Annotated in this window: 20 protein-coding genes; 12 read left to right on the forward strand and 8 right to left on the reverse strand. The window is 36.9% G+C overall.

What is annotated here, in order from left to right; genetic code table 11:
- Positions 1-122: 122 nt before the first annotated feature.
- Positions 123-980: a DegV family protein gene (locus AC3ANL_RS06995; RefSeq protein WP_488328512.1), complete on the reverse strand. Its 858-nt coding sequence runs from the start codon at positions 978-980 to the stop codon at positions 123-125.
- Between the two features lie 129 nt (positions 981-1,109).
- Here AC3ANL_RS06995 and AC3ANL_RS07000 point away from each other — a divergent pair, with 129 nt between their 5' ends.
- Complete coding sequence (locus AC3ANL_RS07000) at positions 1,110-1,952, forward strand: YitT family protein (protein WP_488328513.1); 843 nt, start codon at positions 1,110-1,112, stop codon at positions 1,950-1,952.
- A 54-nt stretch (positions 1,953-2,006) separates the two neighbouring features.
- Here the strand turns inward: AC3ANL_RS07000 and AC3ANL_RS07005 are convergent, their stop codons facing one another.
- From AC3ANL_RS07005 to AC3ANL_RS07015, 3 genes are all read right to left on the reverse strand, one after another.
- Positions 2,007-2,192, reverse strand: coding sequence for a DUF3813 domain-containing protein (locus AC3ANL_RS07005; RefSeq protein ID WP_488329678.1), 186 nt, complete (start codon positions 2,190-2,192; stop codon positions 2,007-2,009).
- 1 nt (position 2,193) lies between these two features.
- Positions 2,194-2,346 (reverse strand): hypothetical protein, encoded by a 153-nt coding sequence (locus tag AC3ANL_RS07010; protein ID WP_430119191.1) that lies wholly within the window; start codon positions 2,344-2,346, stop codon positions 2,194-2,196.
- A 110-nt stretch (positions 2,347-2,456) separates the two neighbouring features.
- The gene (locus tag AC3ANL_RS07015) at positions 2,457-3,269 is read right to left on the reverse strand and encodes a Cof-type HAD-IIB family hydrolase (RefSeq protein WP_488328514.1); all 813 of its coding nucleotides are present in this window, start codon (positions 3,267-3,269) and stop codon (positions 2,457-2,459) included.
- A 309-nt stretch (positions 3,270-3,578) separates the two neighbouring features.
- Here AC3ANL_RS07015 and AC3ANL_RS07020 point away from each other — a divergent pair, with 309 nt between their 5' ends.
- Together AC3ANL_RS07020 and AC3ANL_RS07025 are read left to right on the forward strand one after the other, a co-directional pair.
- Positions 3,579-3,887, forward strand: coding sequence for a metal-sulfur cluster assembly factor (locus AC3ANL_RS07020; RefSeq protein WP_488328515.1), 309 nt, complete (start codon positions 3,579-3,581; stop codon positions 3,885-3,887).
- Between the two features lie 201 nt (positions 3,888-4,088).
- Positions 4,089-5,216 carry a TIGR04053 family radical SAM/SPASM domain-containing protein gene (locus AC3ANL_RS07025; RefSeq protein WP_488328516.1) on the forward strand — a complete coding sequence of 376 codons (1,128 nt, stop codon included), beginning with the start codon at positions 4,089-4,091 and terminating at the stop codon, positions 5,214-5,216.
- A 162-nt stretch (positions 5,217-5,378) separates the two neighbouring features.
- On the opposite strand, the gene AC3ANL_RS07030 is transcribed toward AC3ANL_RS07025, so the two are convergent.
- On the reverse strand, positions 5,379-6,077 hold the full coding sequence (locus AC3ANL_RS07030) for a Crp/Fnr family transcriptional regulator (protein WP_488328517.1): 699 nt from the start codon (positions 6,075-6,077) through the stop codon (positions 5,379-5,381).
- Positions 6,078-6,397: 320 nt separating this feature from the next.
- On the opposite strand from AC3ANL_RS07030, the gene moaA reads away from it, so the two are divergent.
- On the forward strand, positions 6,398-7,414 hold the full coding sequence (gene moaA / locus AC3ANL_RS07035; protein WP_488328518.1) for a GTP 3',8-cyclase MoaA: 1,017 nt from the start codon (positions 6,398-6,400) through the stop codon (positions 7,412-7,414).
- Positions 7,415-7,494: 80 nt separating this feature from the next.
- Here the strand turns inward: moaA and ric are convergent, their stop codons facing one another.
- A complete protein-coding gene (gene ric / locus AC3ANL_RS07040) occupies positions 7,495-8,196 on the reverse strand; it encodes an iron-sulfur cluster repair di-iron protein (RefSeq protein WP_488328519.1) in 702 nt (233 codons plus the stop codon).
- Between the two features lie 228 nt (positions 8,197-8,424).
- Between ric and AC3ANL_RS07045 the strand changes: the two genes are divergently transcribed.
- From AC3ANL_RS07045 to AC3ANL_RS07055, 3 genes are all read left to right on the forward strand, one after another.
- Positions 8,425-9,690, forward strand: a complete 1,266-nt coding sequence (locus AC3ANL_RS07045; RefSeq protein WP_488328520.1) for a molybdopterin molybdotransferase MoeA — start codon at positions 8,425-8,427, stop codon at positions 9,688-9,690.
- On the forward strand, positions 9,678-10,226 hold the full coding sequence (mobB, locus tag AC3ANL_RS07050) for a molybdopterin-guanine dinucleotide biosynthesis protein B (RefSeq protein ID WP_488328521.1): 549 nt from the start codon (positions 9,678-9,680) through the stop codon (positions 10,224-10,226). The genes AC3ANL_RS07045 and mobB overlap by 13 nt, the downstream gene beginning before the upstream one ends.
- 206 nt (positions 10,227-10,432) lie before the next feature.
- Positions 10,433-11,161: a YwiC-like family protein gene (locus tag AC3ANL_RS07055; protein ID WP_488328522.1), complete on the forward strand. Its 729-nt coding sequence runs from the start codon at positions 10,433-10,435 to the stop codon at positions 11,159-11,161.
- Positions 11,162-11,218: 57 nt separating this feature from the next.
- Here the strand turns inward: AC3ANL_RS07055 and AC3ANL_RS07060 are convergent, their stop codons facing one another.
- Positions 11,219-11,893 (reverse strand): Crp/Fnr family transcriptional regulator, encoded by a 675-nt coding sequence (locus tag AC3ANL_RS07060; protein WP_488329679.1) that lies wholly within the window; start codon positions 11,891-11,893, stop codon positions 11,219-11,221.
- 323 nt (positions 11,894-12,216) lie between these two features.
- Between AC3ANL_RS07060 and AC3ANL_RS07065 the strand changes: the two genes are divergently transcribed.
- Entirely contained in the window at positions 12,217-12,396 is a 180-nt protein-coding gene (locus AC3ANL_RS07065; protein WP_488328523.1) for a YjzC family protein, read from the forward strand.
- 125 nt (positions 12,397-12,521) lie between these two features.
- A complete protein-coding gene (gene clpB / locus AC3ANL_RS07070) occupies positions 12,522-15,122 on the forward strand; it encodes an ATP-dependent chaperone ClpB (protein ID WP_488328524.1) in 2,601 nt (866 codons plus the stop codon).
- A gap of 288 nt (positions 15,123-15,410) precedes the next feature.
- Here clpB and AC3ANL_RS07075 read toward each other — a convergent pair whose 3' ends face one another.
- A complete protein-coding gene (locus AC3ANL_RS07075; protein ID WP_488328525.1) occupies positions 15,411-15,593 on the reverse strand; it encodes a YjzD family protein in 183 nt (60 codons plus the stop codon).
- 185 nt (positions 15,594-15,778) lie between these two features.
- Here AC3ANL_RS07075 and AC3ANL_RS07080 point away from each other — a divergent pair, with 185 nt between their 5' ends.
- The 3 genes from AC3ANL_RS07080 to AC3ANL_RS07090 all read left to right on the forward strand — a co-directional run bounded on the left by AC3ANL_RS07080 (position 15,779) and on the right by AC3ANL_RS07090 (position 18,565).
- Complete coding sequence (locus AC3ANL_RS07080) at positions 15,779-16,501, forward strand: hydrolase (protein WP_488328526.1); 723 nt, start codon at positions 15,779-15,781, stop codon at positions 16,499-16,501.
- Positions 16,502-16,581: 80 nt separating this feature from the next.
- Positions 16,582-17,424, forward strand: coding sequence for a hypothetical protein (locus AC3ANL_RS07085; protein WP_488328527.1), 843 nt, complete (start codon positions 16,582-16,584; stop codon positions 17,422-17,424).
- Positions 17,425-17,617: 193 nt separating this feature from the next.
- Positions 17,618-18,565: a BMP family ABC transporter substrate-binding protein gene (locus AC3ANL_RS07090; RefSeq protein WP_488328528.1), complete on the forward strand. Its 948-nt coding sequence runs from the start codon at positions 17,618-17,620 to the stop codon at positions 18,563-18,565.
- The last annotated feature ends 13 nt before the right edge of the window (positions 18,566-18,578 follow it).

Raw genomic sequence — 18,578 nt, forward strand, 5'->3', positions numbered from 1 at the left:
GCGCTGGAGCTAGACAATTCTCGATGTCAAAACTTATAAATTCTGATATTATAAAAAAACGAATGGGGTGCTTACTGCACCCCATTCGTTTTTTGCTGACGCTCCAAAGAATTCCTTCCTCTTTACGGCAATTGATTTAAAAAGAAAATAGAAATCGTCCCCGGACCTGTATGAGCTCCTATGACTGCGCCAATAGAAGAAATATATACCTCTTTCGGATGGAATTCCTCTTCCAACATTGCCTTTACTTCTAAGGCCGTTTCTTCATTATCAGCATGGCTAATTCCAATAATTTGCTCTTGTAATTGAGAGCCTCGTTCGTTCATGATTTCAATAATGCGGCGAAATACCTTCTTTTTCCCCCGCATTTTTTCAATTGGAACAAGTTTTCCATCTTCCATATTTAAGATGGGCTTAATATTTAATAATCCACCTAAAAATGCAGAAGCCTTAGATACTCGGCCGCCCTTTGCAAGATAATCTAAATCCTCAACGGTAAAGATATGCTCCATATGCTCGCTTCTGAATTTGACATCTTCTAAGATGACTTCTTTTGTTGCATTATTGGCAGCAAGCCTTGCTGCCTCTTGCACAATTAAACCCACTCCAAGTGATGCACACTTCGTATCAACAATTGAGAATTGAAAGTTTGGATATTTTTCCTTTACTTGGTCAAGAATCATAACAGCAGTGGAATATGTACCTGATAATTCTGATGAAAAGGCAATATAAATTCCTTCTTCATTTTTTTCAGCCATTTCTGTAAAAACTTCCTCAAATAAATGAGGGGAAACCTGAGAGGTTTTTGGAATAATTCCGTTACGAATGGCATCATAAACCAACTTGGGATCAATCGTTTTTACATCTTCATATTCTTTGTCATTTAGTTGAACCTTCAAGGGGAGTAACACAGTATTATTTTCTTCATAAAAACTTTTGGGTAAATCACATGCGCTGTCAGCGAGTATTTTTACCGGCATGAAGTTCACCTGCTTTCACATCTTAATCTTTAGTTTCAGTTTATCGGTTTCAACTCTAAAAAACAATTATCTAATTAGCGTAACAGAAAGGAAAATGCCAATTAAAAGAATGAAGGGAGATATGTCAGAATGTTTTGGCTTCAAACCAAAAAACTCGTCATTGTTGTGGCAGGTGCCATATTAAATGCACTAGCCATGAACTTATTTTTAATTCCTGCTAATGTTTATTCCAGTGGATTTACAGGAATCGCTCAATTACTTTCAAAGGTCCTAAGTGATTATACACCAATCCATGTATCTATGGGACTTTTATTACTTTTATTGAACATTCCAGTGGCCATTCTCGGTTGGAAAAGTGTAGGAAAATCTTTTACTGTCTACAGTTTTCTAAGTGTGATTCTCTCATCCTTATTTCTCACTATGATTCCAATTAAACAAGTATCACATGATATATTATTGAATGCCGTTTTTGGAGGCGTTATTCAAGCGATTGGAGTAGGGATTACGTTAAAGTGGGGAGCTTCTACAGGTGGTATTGACATCATTGCCATGGTTTTATCAAGGAAGAAAGACAAACCCGTGGGTCCGTATATGTTTGTTTTGAATGGTATTATTATTATCACTGCAGGCTTTCTTTTCGGTTGGGAAAAGGCTCTCTATACCCTGGTTACTTTATACACCTCAACAAGAGTGATTGATGCCATCCATACAAGACATGCAAAACTGACAGCCATGATAATAACAAAAAAGGCGGATGAATTAAAAAAAGCGATCCATGCATCCCTAGTGAGAGGAATTACCATGATTCCCGCCAAAGGGGCCTTTTCCAATGAATCAAAAGATATGTTAATGATTGTAATCACCCGCTATGAACTATTCGATTTAGAAAGAATTATTAAAGAAGTAGATCCCAATGCCTTTACCAACATCGTTCAAACTACTGGAGTCTATGGATTTTTCCGAAAAGATTAGGTTACAGAAAAGCGGAAACACCCAGTTTGGGCGTTTCCGCTTTTCCTTTTGAAGCTATTGAATCTGATCAAGCTCTTGTTGCATTTGTTGGAGCTGGGTTTGCTCTGCTACAGTCGAGTTGGCATAAGCAGAACTTAATGCATTCTTAGCCTTCGCAACTGTAGTATCAAGGTCATCAGGGCTGGCGGATTTCGCCATCTCAACAAATCTTCGTGCTTCCTGGAACAATTGGTTACCCATGTTATATTCCTCCAAGCGAGGATTCATGCACATTGGCCATCTTCTGAGCTTCAGCTTCAGCGTAGGTCATGTGATAGGGAATACGTTCAGCATGCTTGCTAACCGTATCCACACCTTGCTGGACAAAGCGTTTTGATTTGTTTCGTTTACCCATTCGAATCCCTCCAATATGCTCAAAGCTCTTATTGAAACAGCAATGCTGCTTCAAAGATAGTATGCTCCAAATTTAGCGTCTTCATTTAGGTAAACAATGGTGAATGTTGGTTATCTTAAATTTAAAAAATCGGCCAAGTATTCTCCAACACCGTCTTCTTCGTTACTAAGAGTAATCTCATTGGCGATATTTTTCACTTGGTCAATTGCATTTCCCATTGCAATTCCATGACCAGCATATTCAAGCATTTCGAGGTCATTGTCCTCATCGCCAAACGCAACGATTCTTTCAGCTGGGATATTGTAAAAAGCAGCCGCCTTTTTTAATCCAACAGCTTTATTTAAACCAACTTTAATAATCTCAATTATATGCCATGGTGCAGCCCAGCTCCGTTGTTCAATGACTTCAGCATGGACTTCTGATAAATGGTCACGGATTTTTGAAAGTTGGTCTTCCTCTGTATGAATTAGTAAACTTGTTGGTGAATCAGTTAAGTAATTAGCTAAATCACCGGTTGTAATACGTGGATTTCCATAGCTAAAAATGTCCAACAGCTTTTCATCATGGTAGTGAAAATAAACATCGTCCATGACTTCAGCGATAATGTTATGGAATTGGAAGCTTCTGCATGCTTCAACAATGTCTTTTGCCACTTTGACATCAAGCGGTTCATGATAAAATCCCCAACTGTGACTACGAGGGTGATGGGTAAATGCACCATTAAAATTGACAATTGGTGTATCTAATTCCAACTCTTTATAATACATTTCACTGGAACGATACGGTCTGCCAGTTGCAATCATGACGATATGTCCCTCTGCTTTTGCTTTTTGAATGATTTCTTTATTTTTGATGGAAATGGTTTTATTATCTTTTAGTAACGTCCCATCTAAATCTAATGCAATTAAATGTTTCTCAGTCATATGAACTCCTTCTTAGTGTAAAAGTTTCTGTTAAAAGTGCATTGCTTTAGGAAAAAATTTGTCTCCGTGATACACTACGTTTATGAACCTTATTACTAACGGTTGAAAAATTTTATTTCTATAGTTACTATGTTAACAATTTTATATCTAAACTGTAAAAAAATTCACACCAAGAGCTATAAAAAAACTATATACTTTTTATAGCATGTGGAGAATAGTCCTTTTGGTCTCTCAACAAAAATCTACCACAAGCGACCACAACGTAAGCAGTAAGTTTTGGGTATAATAAATAAAAGGAGTGAATTACATATGAATGAAGAATTAAAAGAAAATATCATGGGTGCGTTAGAGCTCGTCATTGACCCTGAGCTTGGAGTAGACATTGTAAATTTAGGTTTAGTTTATAATGTTGATATGAATGATGAGGGCGTAGTTTTTATCACAATGACCTTAACAGCAATGGGATGTCCTTTAGCTGGTACTATAGTTGACCAAGTAAAACGAGCACTTGCAGATATTCCAGAGGTTAATGATACAGATGTTAACATTGTTTGGAATCCACCTTGGAATAAAGATATGATGTCTCGCTACGCAAAAATTGCCTTAGGAATTCGGTAAGAAATAAACAGGATGTCTCATGACAAAGGGGGTGACACTTTGTTATGAGGCATCCTTTTTTTGTTTTTTAGCCTTCACAGAACAGACACAAATCACCTTTAGTCTGTGAGGTAGTTCACTTTTTTCAACTATAAACACCTTTATAATACTAATTATTAAGGCTGTTATGGTTTGAAATGGCCGTTTTAGGGGGCGTTTCATTTGTCATTTAATCGAGATTTTAACAAGGATCCGTTTATTGTTATTTGGGAACTTACACGTGCATGTCAATTAAAATGTCTGCATTGCCGTGCAGATGCCCAATACACTCGGGATCCACGTGAATTAACATTTGATGAAGGAAAAAATTTAATTGATCAGATATATGATATGAACAATCCAATCCTGGTCTTTACAGGCGGGGATCCTTTAATGAGGGAGGATATTTTTGATATTGCTAAATATGCAGTTGAAAAGGGCGTACGCGTATCCATGACACCGAGTGCTACTCCTAATGTTACTAAGGAAGCGATTCAAAAAGCGAAAGAGGTTGGCCTTTCCCGTTGGGCTTTTAGTATTGATGGACCGACAGCAGAAATCCATGATCATTTCCGTGGAACGGCTGGCTCATTTGATCTAACAATGGAACGAATTAAATATCTGCATGAACTGGAAATTCCGATTCAAATTAATACAGTCATTTCAAGATATAATTATGAATATCTGGATGAAATGGCAAAAATGGTTGAGGAGTTAAATTGTGTTCTTTGGAGTGTCTTTTTTCTAGTCCCAACAGGGAGAGGTCAAGTGACCGATATGATTTCACCAGTAGAGCATGAAAAGGTATTAAGATGGCTTTATGATCTAAGTAAACGAGTTTCTTTTGATATTAAAACAACAGAAGCGATGCATTACCGTCGTGTGGTTATCCAGCAAAAGATGCGCGAAGCAAAAGCACAAACAGATGAAATCAATTATTTAAGTGCATTAACAGAAAAGGGTCTAACAGGATCTATTGATGGGCTAGGACGTGCACCTAAAGGTGTGAATGATGGAAATGGCTTTGTGTTTATCTCGCATATTGGCGATGTCTATCCTAGTGGACTTTTACCAGTAAAGGCGGGGAATATCCGGGAAACTCCATTAGCTGACATTTATCGAGAATCTCCAATTTTTAAAGCTTTACGAAATCCTGATGAATTTAAGGGAAAATGCGGTGTGTGTGAGTTTCGCTATGTTTGTGGTGGTTCAAGATCTCGTGCTTATGCGATGACAGGTGACTACCTTGAGAGTGAACCATTCTGCGTGTATATCCCAAAAGCACTAAGGGAAAATCAGGGACAAAAATAAGCTAATATAAAAAGGAGAATACCCACAAGGGTCTGAGCGCACGATACACACTCATCACATCACTGATTCGTAAAAGTTCCAGCGGTGCTGAGCTTGTGAGCTATGACCCTTTGTTATGGACATTCTCGTATATTTCAAAAATTAAATGTATTAAGTACAACGCTATTCAATATTACAATAAACGGCTGAACAATTTTCACAGCCAATCTCATCCTTTAAATATTGTAAATTTAAGATGGAGATTTTTCCTTTTTTAACTGAAATAATCCCATCCTGTTTTAGTTCACTCAAGATACGATTCGTACTTTCACGGGAAGTTCCACAGAAGTTAGCTAGCTCTTGATTGGTTAATGGCAGGTCAATTAAAATTCCAGTCCCTTTTTGAATACCGTAGCTGTTTGACATCCGAATAAGTGTGGAAAATAGAGCTCCGCGTTTCCCGTTTAAGACGAGGTCGCGAAATTTAGTTTGTGTTTTCCGAAAATGATCACTCATCCATTTCATAAATTCAAACGCAAGCTTGCTATTTTGAAAGATCTCACTTTCAATCACATCTTTTTTTATCGCAACAATTTCGCCTTCCTCAAGGACCTTGGCACTTAATAAATATCTTGGGTTATCGGTGAAAAGAGTTAATTCTCCACAAATATCATTTTCACCACAGATTCTTAATGATAGTTCCCGACCGTCTGATGTGATTTTACTAATTTGAATTCTTCCAGAAAGGATAATATAAAGTTCCTCTGCCACCATTCCCTCTTGAAACAAAAAACTTCCTCGTTCACTTTTAAATTTTCGGTCCGCCAATTTTAGTAATTCTTTTATTTCAATCGAATGTGTTGGTTTTATTGTCGTTGTCATCCCATTCACCTCTAAATCAATTAATAAACATTTCTATTATTCGCACGAAAGATTATCTAATAATATTTTAGCTCATGATTAGTAATCTCAACGAAGTAAACAATGACAATACAGTGAAAACTTAAAGGTGATTAAATTTATCGAACAAAAAAGAAAATATTGGATAAACTCCAATCAAACATTTATTCCTTTTCATACATCTGATAAAATTAGACGTATATATAAAGTATATTAATAGTGAATAAAGTAACAGTTTTTTTTCAATATCCCTGTTACACTTATAATAAATAGCTTCTTTTAAGATATTGGAGTTGATATTAATGGAAAAAACCATTATTAAAGATAAATTAAATAGACCATTACATGATTTAAGGATTTCCGTTATTGATCGCTGTAATTTCCGCTGTCAATACTGTATGCCCGCTGATCAATTTGGACCAGACTTTGAATTTCTTCCTAGAAGCGCTTTACTAACATATGAAGAAATTGAACGTCTAGGCAAAATATTTGTTAGTTTAGGTGTAGAAAAAATCCGCTTAACAGGTGGAGAACCCCTGTTGCGCAAAGATATGCCGATTCTAGTTAAAAAGCTGTCTGCCATTGAAGGACTGAGTGATATTGGTTTAACCACAAATGGTGTTCTGCTGCCAAAGTTGGCAAAAGACTTAAAAGAGGCGGGTCTGAAAAGGGTAAATATCAGCCTTGATACCCTCAACGATGAATTGTTTGGTCAAATTAATGGACGCGGCGTTGGCACAGGCCCCGTATTAGAGGGGATTGCTGCCGCTAAACAGGCTGGCTTGGGAGTAAAAATCAACATGGTTGTTAAAAAGGGCTTAAATGATACAGAAATTATTCCAATGGCTGAATACTGTAAACAACATGAATTAGAATTACGGTATATTGAATTTATGGATGTTGGCTCAACAAATGGATGGAAAATGGATGATGTTGTAACCAAGAGGCAGATTTATCATTTGTTAAAAGAGCATTTTGAGCTTGAGCCTGTTGATCCTGCCTATTATGGGGAAGTCGCAAAACTTTATCATTATAAAGATACTGATGTAAATGTCGGCTTTATTACGTCTGTATCCGAGTCTTTCTGTTCAAGCTGCACCAGATCACGGTTGTCAGCAAATGGTCAGATCTTCACCTGTTTATTTAATGGGAATGGTCATGATATACGGAATTTCATGAGAAATGGAGCAACTGATGAGCAAATAGCTGAGCGGATCACTGCTATTTGGAATGGAAGAGATGACCGATATTCAGACGAGAGAACTGCGGAAACAAATAAAAATCGTAAAAAAATTGAAATGTCTTATATAGGTGGTTAAAAAAGAGGATGTCTCAAAAACTAAGGGTCAGACCCATACTTTAAAACGTGGGGTCTGACCCTTTTGAGATATCCTCTTTATTATTTTGTAATGTATCTTGGGAATAAGATATTATTTTCTAGATGTACATGCATAAAAGTTAATCCTTCCAATGCTTCCAAGCGTGCGTACACTAAACGATATGTGCCGCAGGCATCTAGTGGAAGTTCAAAGTCAGATGTGACTTGGCGGATTTGTCTTAAAATGTCCCCAGCATGGTCATGTTCTTCCTCAAGCTGAACAATCAAGGCAATCGCTTCTTCGCGATTTGGTACGGTTCCATCTGCGAGCTGCTTAATTAATGGGAAAACAATCGCTTCTTCTTTCTCCATATGTGCAAGCAATTCCTTCTTGAATTCAAAAAATAGCTCATTCATTTTTAATAATTCTGGATGATTTTCACCATGGACACGGGATACTTTTGTTACGTACGGACTAAGCAAAGCTAATTCTTCTTCCGATACACGATGATAATTGGTAATGACATGATCAATTATGGTATTTGAATCAGAATCTGTCCAAACGGCTACATCTTTTTCTGTATTTTCATATTGTTTAAAAACCACTTTAAGCTCATCGAGGAAGGTATCTAAGTTTAGCTCGTTTTGAGTAACTGCTTCAACTAAAGAAATATTACCTCCACAGCAAAAATCAATGCGGTTCTTTTTGAATACATCACTTGTTTTAGGTAATTCATTCACAATATCTTTTACTATAGAATTGGCTGTTATTGAGAAAGTCATTTTAATTTCCTCCTTAAAATAGGTGTTGATACTTTATTTATGACTTAATCATAATCGAAAAGTAAAAATATTTAGGTGACCTGCATCACACAAGTCCTATGATTTTTAAATTTTTTCTTAAGTTGTGACATTTGATATGTTAGAAAGGTTTCTATAGACTTATAATGAATATTAGCTATTTTTCTACATAGATAAAAACGTACCAGTATGGACAGGAGTTGATTTTTTTTGTTTGAAAGAAGAAGACCGATCCCAATAGATGAGGCAGTTCAAAAAATAATGGAACATCAATTACATGGCATCCTAGAATCCGTTTCAATAAATGAAAGTTTTGACCGCTTTTTATCAGAAGATTTAATCGCAACTAGCGATGTTCCCCACTTTGATCGAGCACCGTATGATGGTTTTGCGATACGATCGATTGATACTCAAGGGGCCTCTCAGACTAATCCCGTAGAATTTGAAGTAATAGACCATCTTGGCGCAGGAATGGTCTCTCAAAAGATTGTTGGTCAAAATCAGTGTGTTCGAATTATGACAGGTGCTATGATGCCTGAAGGAACAGATGCTGTGGCCATGTTTGAAATTACCCAAGCAAGCGAAAAAAATGGAAGCCCGTATATGTCGATTAAACGAAGAATAAATAAAGGTGAAAATGTTTCCTTTACAGGCGAAGATGCCAAAAAAGGGGAAGTCTTAGTAAAGAAAGGATCATTGATTAATCCTGGCATTCAAGCGATGCTGGCAACATTTGGATATAAAGATGTTCCGGTTGCAAAAAAGCCGTTGGTTGGTCTGTTTGCGACGGGAACTGAATTGCTAGAAGTGGAAGAAGAACTAGTTCCAGGGAAAATTCGTAACAGTAATTCTCATATGATTGCAGCGCAAATCGAGAGAGTTGGTGGAACTGTTCAATATTTGGGAAAGTTACCGGATGAGTTTGATACCTGTTATGAGGCAGTGTTAAATGCCCTGACAGAGGTGGATTTGTTAATAACCACCGGTGGTGTGTCCGTAGGAGACTTTGATTACCTTCCCGCTATTTATGAAAAATTAGGTGCGGAGGTTTTATTTAATAAAGTAGCCATGCGCCCAGGCAGTGTAACAACAGTGGCAGCATACAATGGTAAAATCTTATTTGGCCTTTCTGGAAATCCTTCCGCTTGTTATGTTGGTTTTGAATTGTTTGCCAGGCCTATCATTCGTAAGATGCTATTCTCTGAAAAACCGCATCTTAGAAAAGAAAAGGCGATACTTGAGGTGGATTTTCCAAAAGCTAATCCATTTACAAGGTTTGTTAGAAGCTTGACGTTTATAGAAGAAGGTAAGCTAAAGGCTACACCGAGTGGATTAGACAAGTCCAATATCATTATGAGCCTTGCTAGTGCTAATTCATTAATGATTCTCCCTGGCGGAACAAGGGGATACACCGCTGGAAGTGAAGTGGAAGTCTTACTGCTTGAAGACCAAGTTGGTAGTGAATGGCCTTGGTAAAGCCGTTCATTTTTCAAATAGTCGGGTACCAAAATAGTGGGAAAACAACTATTACTGCAAAACTGATTAACAATTTAGCCGTTCATCATTTAAAAACAGTAACCATTAAACATCATGGACACGGAGGAAAACCTGATGTCTTAATGCAAAAGGATGCAACTCTACATGTAAGCGCTGGTGCCATCGCCTCTATTGTTGAAGGAGATGGCAGGTTAATTCTTCAGTCAGATCAATGCGATTTTGGGCTTGAAGAGCAGATAGAACTATTAGAATGGTTCTCGCCAGACATCATTTTAATAGAAGGCTATAAGCAGAAAAACTATCCTAAACTTTTAGTATTAAAGGATAAAGAGGATTTATCTTTATTAGAATCAGTAACTAATGTTAAGGCTGTTGTCTATTGGGAGAAAGAATTAAAGGATATTATTCGAGAGAAATGCAATTTTCCATCCTTTATTATTAACGATGAAACAGTCATAAGTTGGGTGACTGAACTGATTCAAAAACATGTTCATACAATAGATGAAAAAAGTTAATAAAATTGTCAAAAACGTTACTTTTATCACAGCAAAGATTAACAATCCTCATTATAATTATAGTAGGGATATATGGTTTGTTTAAATAATATTGACACAAAAAGAAGGCAAATGCCTTCTTTTTTCATTTTATATGTGATTCTCTTCACTTATTTTTCGACTGAGCTTTCTTATAGTAAAGATATCAAGAAAAAGGAGTGGGAGAGATGAAGTTATTTTTACCAAAACAACATGGTGCGTGGGCAATGCTAATCATCCCCTTTTGGCTGGGAGTTATGAATGGTGGATTTATCTGGCAGCATATTCCTTTTTTTATCGGCTGGATCTTTTTATACCTAGCTACTTATCCGATGCTCCTATTATTTAAAAAGAAAAAACTCCGCTTTTATGCAAAATGGGCTATAATCTATCTGGTTCCAGCAATATTATTGTTACTGTTTCCACTTTTCGCAAGGCCTTCTATAGTTTGGTTTGGCCTATTGATGATTCCGTTATTTATATTAAATGCTTATTATACATCGAGAAACCAAGACCGTGCTTTTATGAATGATATAAGTGCTATTTTTGCTTTTTGTATTGCAGGTTTGGCAAGTAGTTATTTAAGGGAAGGTTCTCTTACGACTTTGGCCATTATTTTTACATTTTTGATATCTGTGTTATTTTTTATTGGGTGTACATTTTATGTGAAATCCATGATTAGAGAAAAGAAAAATAAAAATTTCAAATGGATTTCATGGGCATACCATATACTCCTTGTAGCGATATGGTTTATTTCCGGATTTTGGATTGTCGGTCTTGCCTATATACCCAGTTTACTTCGTGCATTTATTTTTTATGGCAGGAAGTTATCCCCAATTCAAATAGGTATTTATGAAATCATTAATTCGGTCATTTTCTTTGTCGTTCTTGCCATTCAAATTGTGATCCTTAAATAAAAAAATCGGTCGTAATTGACCGATTTTTTATATTATATTGATGCTGCTTACTTTACCTTAATCAACCTTACAAATTTCGACTGGACAATCCTCGCAGTCAATTGCTCTTTTTAAATAATCTATATCATGAATGGTAATCGTACCTTTATCGATGGAAATCACACCAGCTTTTCTTAAATCACCTAACAGACGATTAACTACCTCTCGTGAGGTTCCGCAGAAATTTGCCAGCTCTTGATTTGTTAAAGGAACCTCCACTAAAATTCCTTTATTATTTTTAACACCATAACTATTACTTATTCGAATCAAGGTTGAATACAAGGCTCCTTTTTTTCCATGAAGCACTAAATCCCGAAACTTGGTTTGCGTCTTACGATATTGCTGACTCATCCAGCGGATGAATTCAAAAGAAAGCGGCAGATTTTGTGACAATTTCTCCTCTAAAACATCTTTCATAATCACGGCTACTTCGCCGCTTTCCACAACACGAGCGCTTAATAAATATCGAGAAGAAGGAGAGAATAAGTTTAATTCACCAACAAATTCACCTTGGGAACACATTCTAAGCGTGAGTTCTCTTCCATCAGGTATTATTTTACCAATTTGGATGATGCCGCTTTGAATGATATAAAGTTCTTCAGCTGGTGAACCTTCTTGAAAAAGAAACGTTCCTTTTTCAATCTTCTTTATATGATGAACGGTCTCAAACAGATGTGACAATGTTACAGGCATTTCTTTTACTGACTGCATACGACTAACCACCTTAAAGGTACAAATTGATATTGAAAAAACATGCAAGTCAACGTTAAATTTACTAGATATTACTATTATTATATTGTTAACGAAGAATATTTAGCAATAATTGTGGAATAAGTTCATACAATCGTCAAAATTCAAATCTTTAAAGTATAAAATGTTTAATTTGAGAACTATCCAGCTACTACCTTCATTTCTTAGGAAATAATGTCGACTTTTAAGGAATTTGAAAGAAATTCCTTTAATGCTGGAACCACATTAGGAAATAATAAAGGTGTATAAGAGAAGGAGGGATAAGCATGGGACAAAATCATCAGTTTAAATCAGGGAAAAAGGCCCCAAACAATGGTGTATATGTTGAGATTGGCGACACAGGAAGTACTGTTGTCAACCCTAAAAAAATTAAACTGAAAGCAGGAGACCCGTTTCCTGAGACATCAAATGACGAACGGGTTTGGACGTATCAGCGAAAGCCATAATACGGAAAGAGAAAAGCCATCTTTTTAGGATGGCTTTTCTTATGACTAATAATTTACATATAGTTAAGGGTTGTTTTATAATAAAGATAAATAGGTCAAAAATGGTCAAACAAGGAGTGAGAAAAGTGGACCTTAACCGAATGACGGAGCGTTTACAACAAGGCTTAATGGATGCTCAGGTCTTAGCGATCAAAGAAAGTCATCAAGAAATAGATGAAATTCATTTATTTTTATCGTTAATCGACCAAGAAGACAGTTTGATTGCAGCTATATTAGAAAAGGCCAGTTTGCCGGCTGAGAAAGTAAAATCCAGCCTTTTAGAATCTTTAGCTAAAAAGCCTCAGGTTACTGGAAGCGGGGTAGAGCAAGGGAAACTTTATATTACAACTAAGCTGCAGAAATTATTAGTAAGTGCGGAGGAGTTTGCCTCTAAGTTTTCCGATGAGTATATTTCAGTTGAACATATCCTCTTAGCAGCTTCTTATGCTAATGATTCTGAAATGAAAAAAATCATCCAATCTTTTGGTCAAACGCCAGAAACAATATTAAAAGCAATAAAAGAAATAAGGGGGAACCAAAGAGTGACATCCCAAAATCCAGAGGCAGGCTATGATGCCCTTAAAAAATATGGAAGAGACCTTGTCGCCGAAGTGAAAGCGGGTAAGGTTGACCCGGTTATTGGCCGGGACACTGAAATTCGTAATGTGATTCGAATTTTATCGAGGAAAACAAAGAATAATCCAGTCCTAATTGGTGAACCAGGGGTCGGGAAGACTGCCATTGTCGAAGGTCTTGCGCAAAGAATTGTTAGAAAAGACGTACCTGAGGGATTAAAGGATAAAACCGTTTTTTCACTTGATATGAGTGCCTTAATAGCAGGGGCAAAATTTAGAGGCGAATTTGAAGAACGGCTAAAGGCTGTTTTAAATGAAGTTAAAAAAAGCGAAGGACAAATTTTGCTGTTTATTGATGAAATCCATACAATTGTGGGAGCTGGAAAAACCGAAGGGGCGATGGACGCTGGGAATATGTTAAAGCCGATGCTTGCACGTGGGGAACTACACTGCATTGGAGCGACTACACTTGATGAGCATCGTAAATATATTGAAAAAGATCCAGCCCTTGAACGAAGATTTCAACAAGTATTAGTTCAAGAACCGAATGTTGAAGACACGATTTCCATATTAAGAGGATTAAAGGAGCGGTTTGAAGTATATCATGGTGTGAAAATTCATGATCATGCCCTTGTGGCGGCGGCTACTTTGTCCGATCGCTATATTACAGACCGATTCTTACCAGATAAAGCTATTGACCTAGTCGATGAAGCCTGTGCCATGATTCGAACTGAAATTGATTCTATGCCAACGGAGCTTGATGAAGTGACACGCAGGGTTATGCAGCTTGAAATTGAAGAGGCCGCTTTACGAAAAGAGAGTGATGAGGGCAGTAGATTAAGGCTCGAGGCACTTTTAAAAGAACTTGCTGATTTAAAAGAACAGGCAAATATAATGAAAGCCAAATGGCTTCAAGAAAAGCAAAGTATACAGAAATTGCAAGAAAAACGGGAATTGCTTGAAAAGCTTCGTCGAGAGCTCCAGCAGGCGGAAGATCAATATGATTTAAACCGTGCTGCAGAACTTCGCCATGGACTAATTCCCGTAGCAGAAAAGGAACTTAAGGAATTAGAAAATCAAGCGATAAAGGGTGAGAGACTGCTTCGTGAAGAAGTAACAGGCGAGGAAATCTCAAATATCGTCTCTAGATGGACAGGAATTCCGCTCGCTAAACTAGTAGAAGGTGAAAGAGAAAAACTGTTGAAATTAGAATCGATCTTGCATGAAAGAGTTATAGGTCAAAATGAAGCAGTCAATTTGGTCGCAGATGCTGTGCTAAGGGCGAGGGCAGGTATTAAAGACCCAAACCGCCCAATTGGATCATTCTTATTTTTAGGGCCGACAGGTGTAGGGAAAACAGAGCTGGCAAAGGCGTTAGCTGAATCATTATTTGACAGTGAGGAACATATCATTCGCATTGATATGTCCGAGTATATGGAAAAGCATGCTGTTTCCCGATTAATTGGTGCACCTCCAGGTTATGTAGGCTATGAAGAAGGCGGACAATTGACAGAAGCTGTCCGGAGAAGACCATACTCGGTTATTTTAATGGATGAAATTGAAAAAGCACATCCGGAAGTATTTAATATTCTTTTACAAGCACTTGATGACGGAAGAATCACTGATTCACAAGGCCGGGTGGTGGATTTTAAAAACACAGTTATTATTATGACGTCTAATATTGGCTCGCACTTTTTACTTGAACGAAGTGAAAATGAAATTGAAATTTCTGATGCCACAAGAGAAAAGGTCATGGGACAGTTAAAAGCACATTTCCGACCAGAATTTTTAAATCGGATTGACGAGACCATCCTTTTTAAACCGTTAGCATTAGCTGAAATTAAAAGTATTGTTGTTAAGATGATGAGGGAACTGCAAAATAAGCTGAAACAACAGCAAATTGATATTTTAATTAGTGAAGAGGCGAAAGAATTTATTGCTGTAAATGGATTTGATCCACTATATGGTGCAAGACCTCTTAAACGCTTTATTCAAAGAAATATTGAAACGAAACTGGCAAGGGAGATAATAAGCGGCCGGGTACATGAACAGTCAACAGTGGAAATTCACATAAAAGATGAAGAAATCTCATTAACGGTTAATGAGAAATAAGAAAAGCGCAAGCGCCCTGTTCAGCGGCGTATGGCCTCCTCGGAAAAGCTAACGCTTTTCCTTCGTGCGATGCCAATGCTGCCGAAGCCTTCCTTATGGAGCACTCCAACTGAGATAAAGGAAACACGAAGAGCGGTAGCGATTCGATGTTGACTTATCGTAGGGCGGAGAGCGAAGGACACTAGCCGCTAGGGTGCTGGAGCTGGACAATTGTCGAAGCCAATACTTATAAATTCTTATAAAGTAAAAAAAGGTCATCCATTTAATTGGAAGACCTTTTTTACCCATTTAATGTTGATTAGCAGGTTCATTTGGAATAATGGCAGAAATAATGAGCAGCAGAACGGTTACTCCAATTGAAACAATAGCACCGGAAGCAAAATCAAAAGCTACTCCAGACATTGAGCTAACTACATATGTAAGCATTTGCACTAAAAGAAATGACCAGAAAAGCGTCCAAAGGTATCGCACGATTTTTTCACCTCTTACCTATTTTTCATCAATAATAATAGTACCATACGATTTTAAAAAAATATAGGAAAAATCCATTTTTTGATTTTAGTTTCGGGTAAATGAAAAATATGGGCAAACTCCCTTTCATCTCTTGTGAAATGGCATACAATATTTTGAGGAATTATGTAAAAGGAGATATATCAATGGAGAATCGCAATTTTCTAATGGATACCCAATGGAATATCATTCATTACCCCGAGAAGCCTACTGGGTTTGGGATCTTAGTTATTGGAGATGAAAGACATTTTGTGGATGAGAGCAAATGTTTTTGGACACAAAACGAAGGTAAACTAGCTATCATTAACGAATTAAAAGATGCAGGGTACACTATTTTTTCCTCAAATCTATATGGGCGGAACTGGGGGAGCGAATCTGCTGTCGAGCTTGCTCAACGATTATATCATCATGTGATACGCAGTGAAATCTTAAATAATAAAATTCATATATTGGCCGAGGGAATGGGGGCATTAATTGCTATTCGGTTAATGGAGAAAATGAAGGGATGCATTCGGTCTGTCATCTTGCTAAATCCAATCCTTTCCTTAAAGCAGCATCTGGAACAAGAAAAGGAGCACAAGTTCTTTTATAAAAAACTACTCAAAGAATTAACTGCAGCACATGGATTGGATCAGACCTTAATGGAAAGCACCATATTTAGTATGGATGATTCCGTTAATCTTGATTTAAACTGTCCAATTAAGATTATTCATGTCCTTTCAGGCGGAAAATCGTATGCTCAATCAAAACAATATCAACGAATAATCAACACTCCTGAAATCAATCCTACCTATATTCTTCCTGAAAAAAAACCACAGCTTGGAAAAGTATTTATCAAGTTTTTTAAAGGCCATGAAACGGTCCTTTAATATCGTTCCTCCCCAAAAAGAAATATTTCCTTTGCGCACCGCATAGGATTCAATAAGGCTAGTTTGGGGGGGAAGATATAATGGACAAGGCCATAATTTTTGGAATTTACGATTTCGTAAGTTTTCATACTTGTAAAGCTTTGTTAAATAAAGGCGTTGAAATTATAGGCGTTCATATAGATAATGACGACAAAGATCAATATCTGGAGGAAAAAAGACTAGAGATAGGGCGGAATGCCAACTTTAGAGAAATTGCTTTGTCTGAGTGGAGAAATTGGCAGGAAGAGGACACCACAACCACGACATTTATTTTTTCCATATACGATCTATATATGAGGCATAAAGATAATCTTTTACAGGATGAAGAGATCACAAAATCAATTCAAAATTATATTGGATATCATAAAAACCTTACGGATGTAGTCTTGTTACTTCCTATTCAATTCCTGTTACCTAATCAAGATAGGACCCTAACGGCCTTTCTTGAGCAAGCAAAAAAGTGGGGAAACCATCATAAATGGTTTTATTTATCAGCCATTTATGGTCCTTGGCAGCCAACAACCTATTTATTTCAACAAACGATTCTTTCAAAAATACAAAAGGTAGAAATCATTAAAAGCGAAAGAGAATGGTCTGAAGATGTTCTTTATGTTGATGATGTGGTTGATACAATGGTTGATACAATTGAAACAGTTAATTCTGACCATATAAAGTGCTATATGTTAGAAAGCGGGAAGAAAAATTATTGGAATAAATGTGCAGCTTTTCTTCAAATCGCTGAACAATCAAGTTGTGCCAACCGGCACGCCTTATTACTACTGAATAAGCAAATTGACAGAGTTTCAGTAAAAAAAGTAACACCAGTGGAGGAATCCATTACAAATCAGGTACAACATGTTCAACGTTTATTTCAAAATCGTTAAAAAAGATGTGCTTCCTTGGCTTGCCAAATCCCATTACTTTTATTGAGTAAGTAGGATTGAAGGACAATTTGTCTTTTCATTTAATTGTGCTAAGGTTAAAATAAAAGGAAATGATTTCTTTTATTTTGGTATCAAATTACTTGAAAAATAGATAGATAATGGAAGTGGCCGTTGTACAAAGGAGTTGCATGGAATGCTGAACCGATTAGGAGTCATTCTTTTATGTCTTCTTTTACTTGGGGCTTGCGTCGCACCAAAGTCTTCGGGTAAATTAGAGAAGGTTGGCTTGTTAGTTCCTGAAACTGTGAATGATCAAGTGTGGGGAACAAAGGGTTTTAAGGGAATGTTAAAAATTCAATCCAAATTTAATGTGGACGTATTTTATAAAGAAGGAATGAATTCACAGGCTGTTGTGGAACGGGCGGTCAAGGAATTTGACCAAAAAGGTGTAAATTTGATCTTTGGTCATGGTTCTGAGTACGCGGAATATTTTAATGTTATTTCAAAAGACTATCCAAACATCCATTTTGTCAGCTTTAATGGCGATGCAAAAAACAAAAATACCACAAGCCTAAACTTTAAGGCACACGCGATGGGCTTTTTCGGCGGAATGGTCGCTGCTCATATGTCCAACACCCATAAAGTGGGAGTTTTAGCTGCCTATGAATGGCAGCCGGAAATTGAGGGATTTTATCAAGGGGCTGTGGTGGAAAATAAAGATACCAAGGTTAGTATAGAATACGTGGGAAATTGGGATGATGAACAAAAGGCTATTCAATTAGCCGACCGTATGTTAGAAAACGGTGTTGATGTGGTCTATCCAGCCGGTGATGGCTTTAATGTACCTGTTATTGAGCGCGTTAAGGAACGTGGTTTATATGTAATCGGTTATGTCTCAGACCAATCAGACTTAGGGGAGACAACTGTGTTAACAAGCACGATTCAACAGGTTGACACCTTGTATGAAAAGGTAGCGGATGAATATAACAAAGGTAAGTTAAAATCAGGAAATCTTTCATTTGATTTTAAAGACAATGTTATTTCCCTGGGTAAATTTAGTCCGGTAGTACCTAAAGATTTTATTGGAAGTTTAAATAAGCAAATAGATCACTATAAAGAAACTGGAGAATTACCTAAATAAGATCAGTTTTAAA

It is taken from the genome of Neobacillus sp. DHD-1R (genome assembly GCF_057747995.1).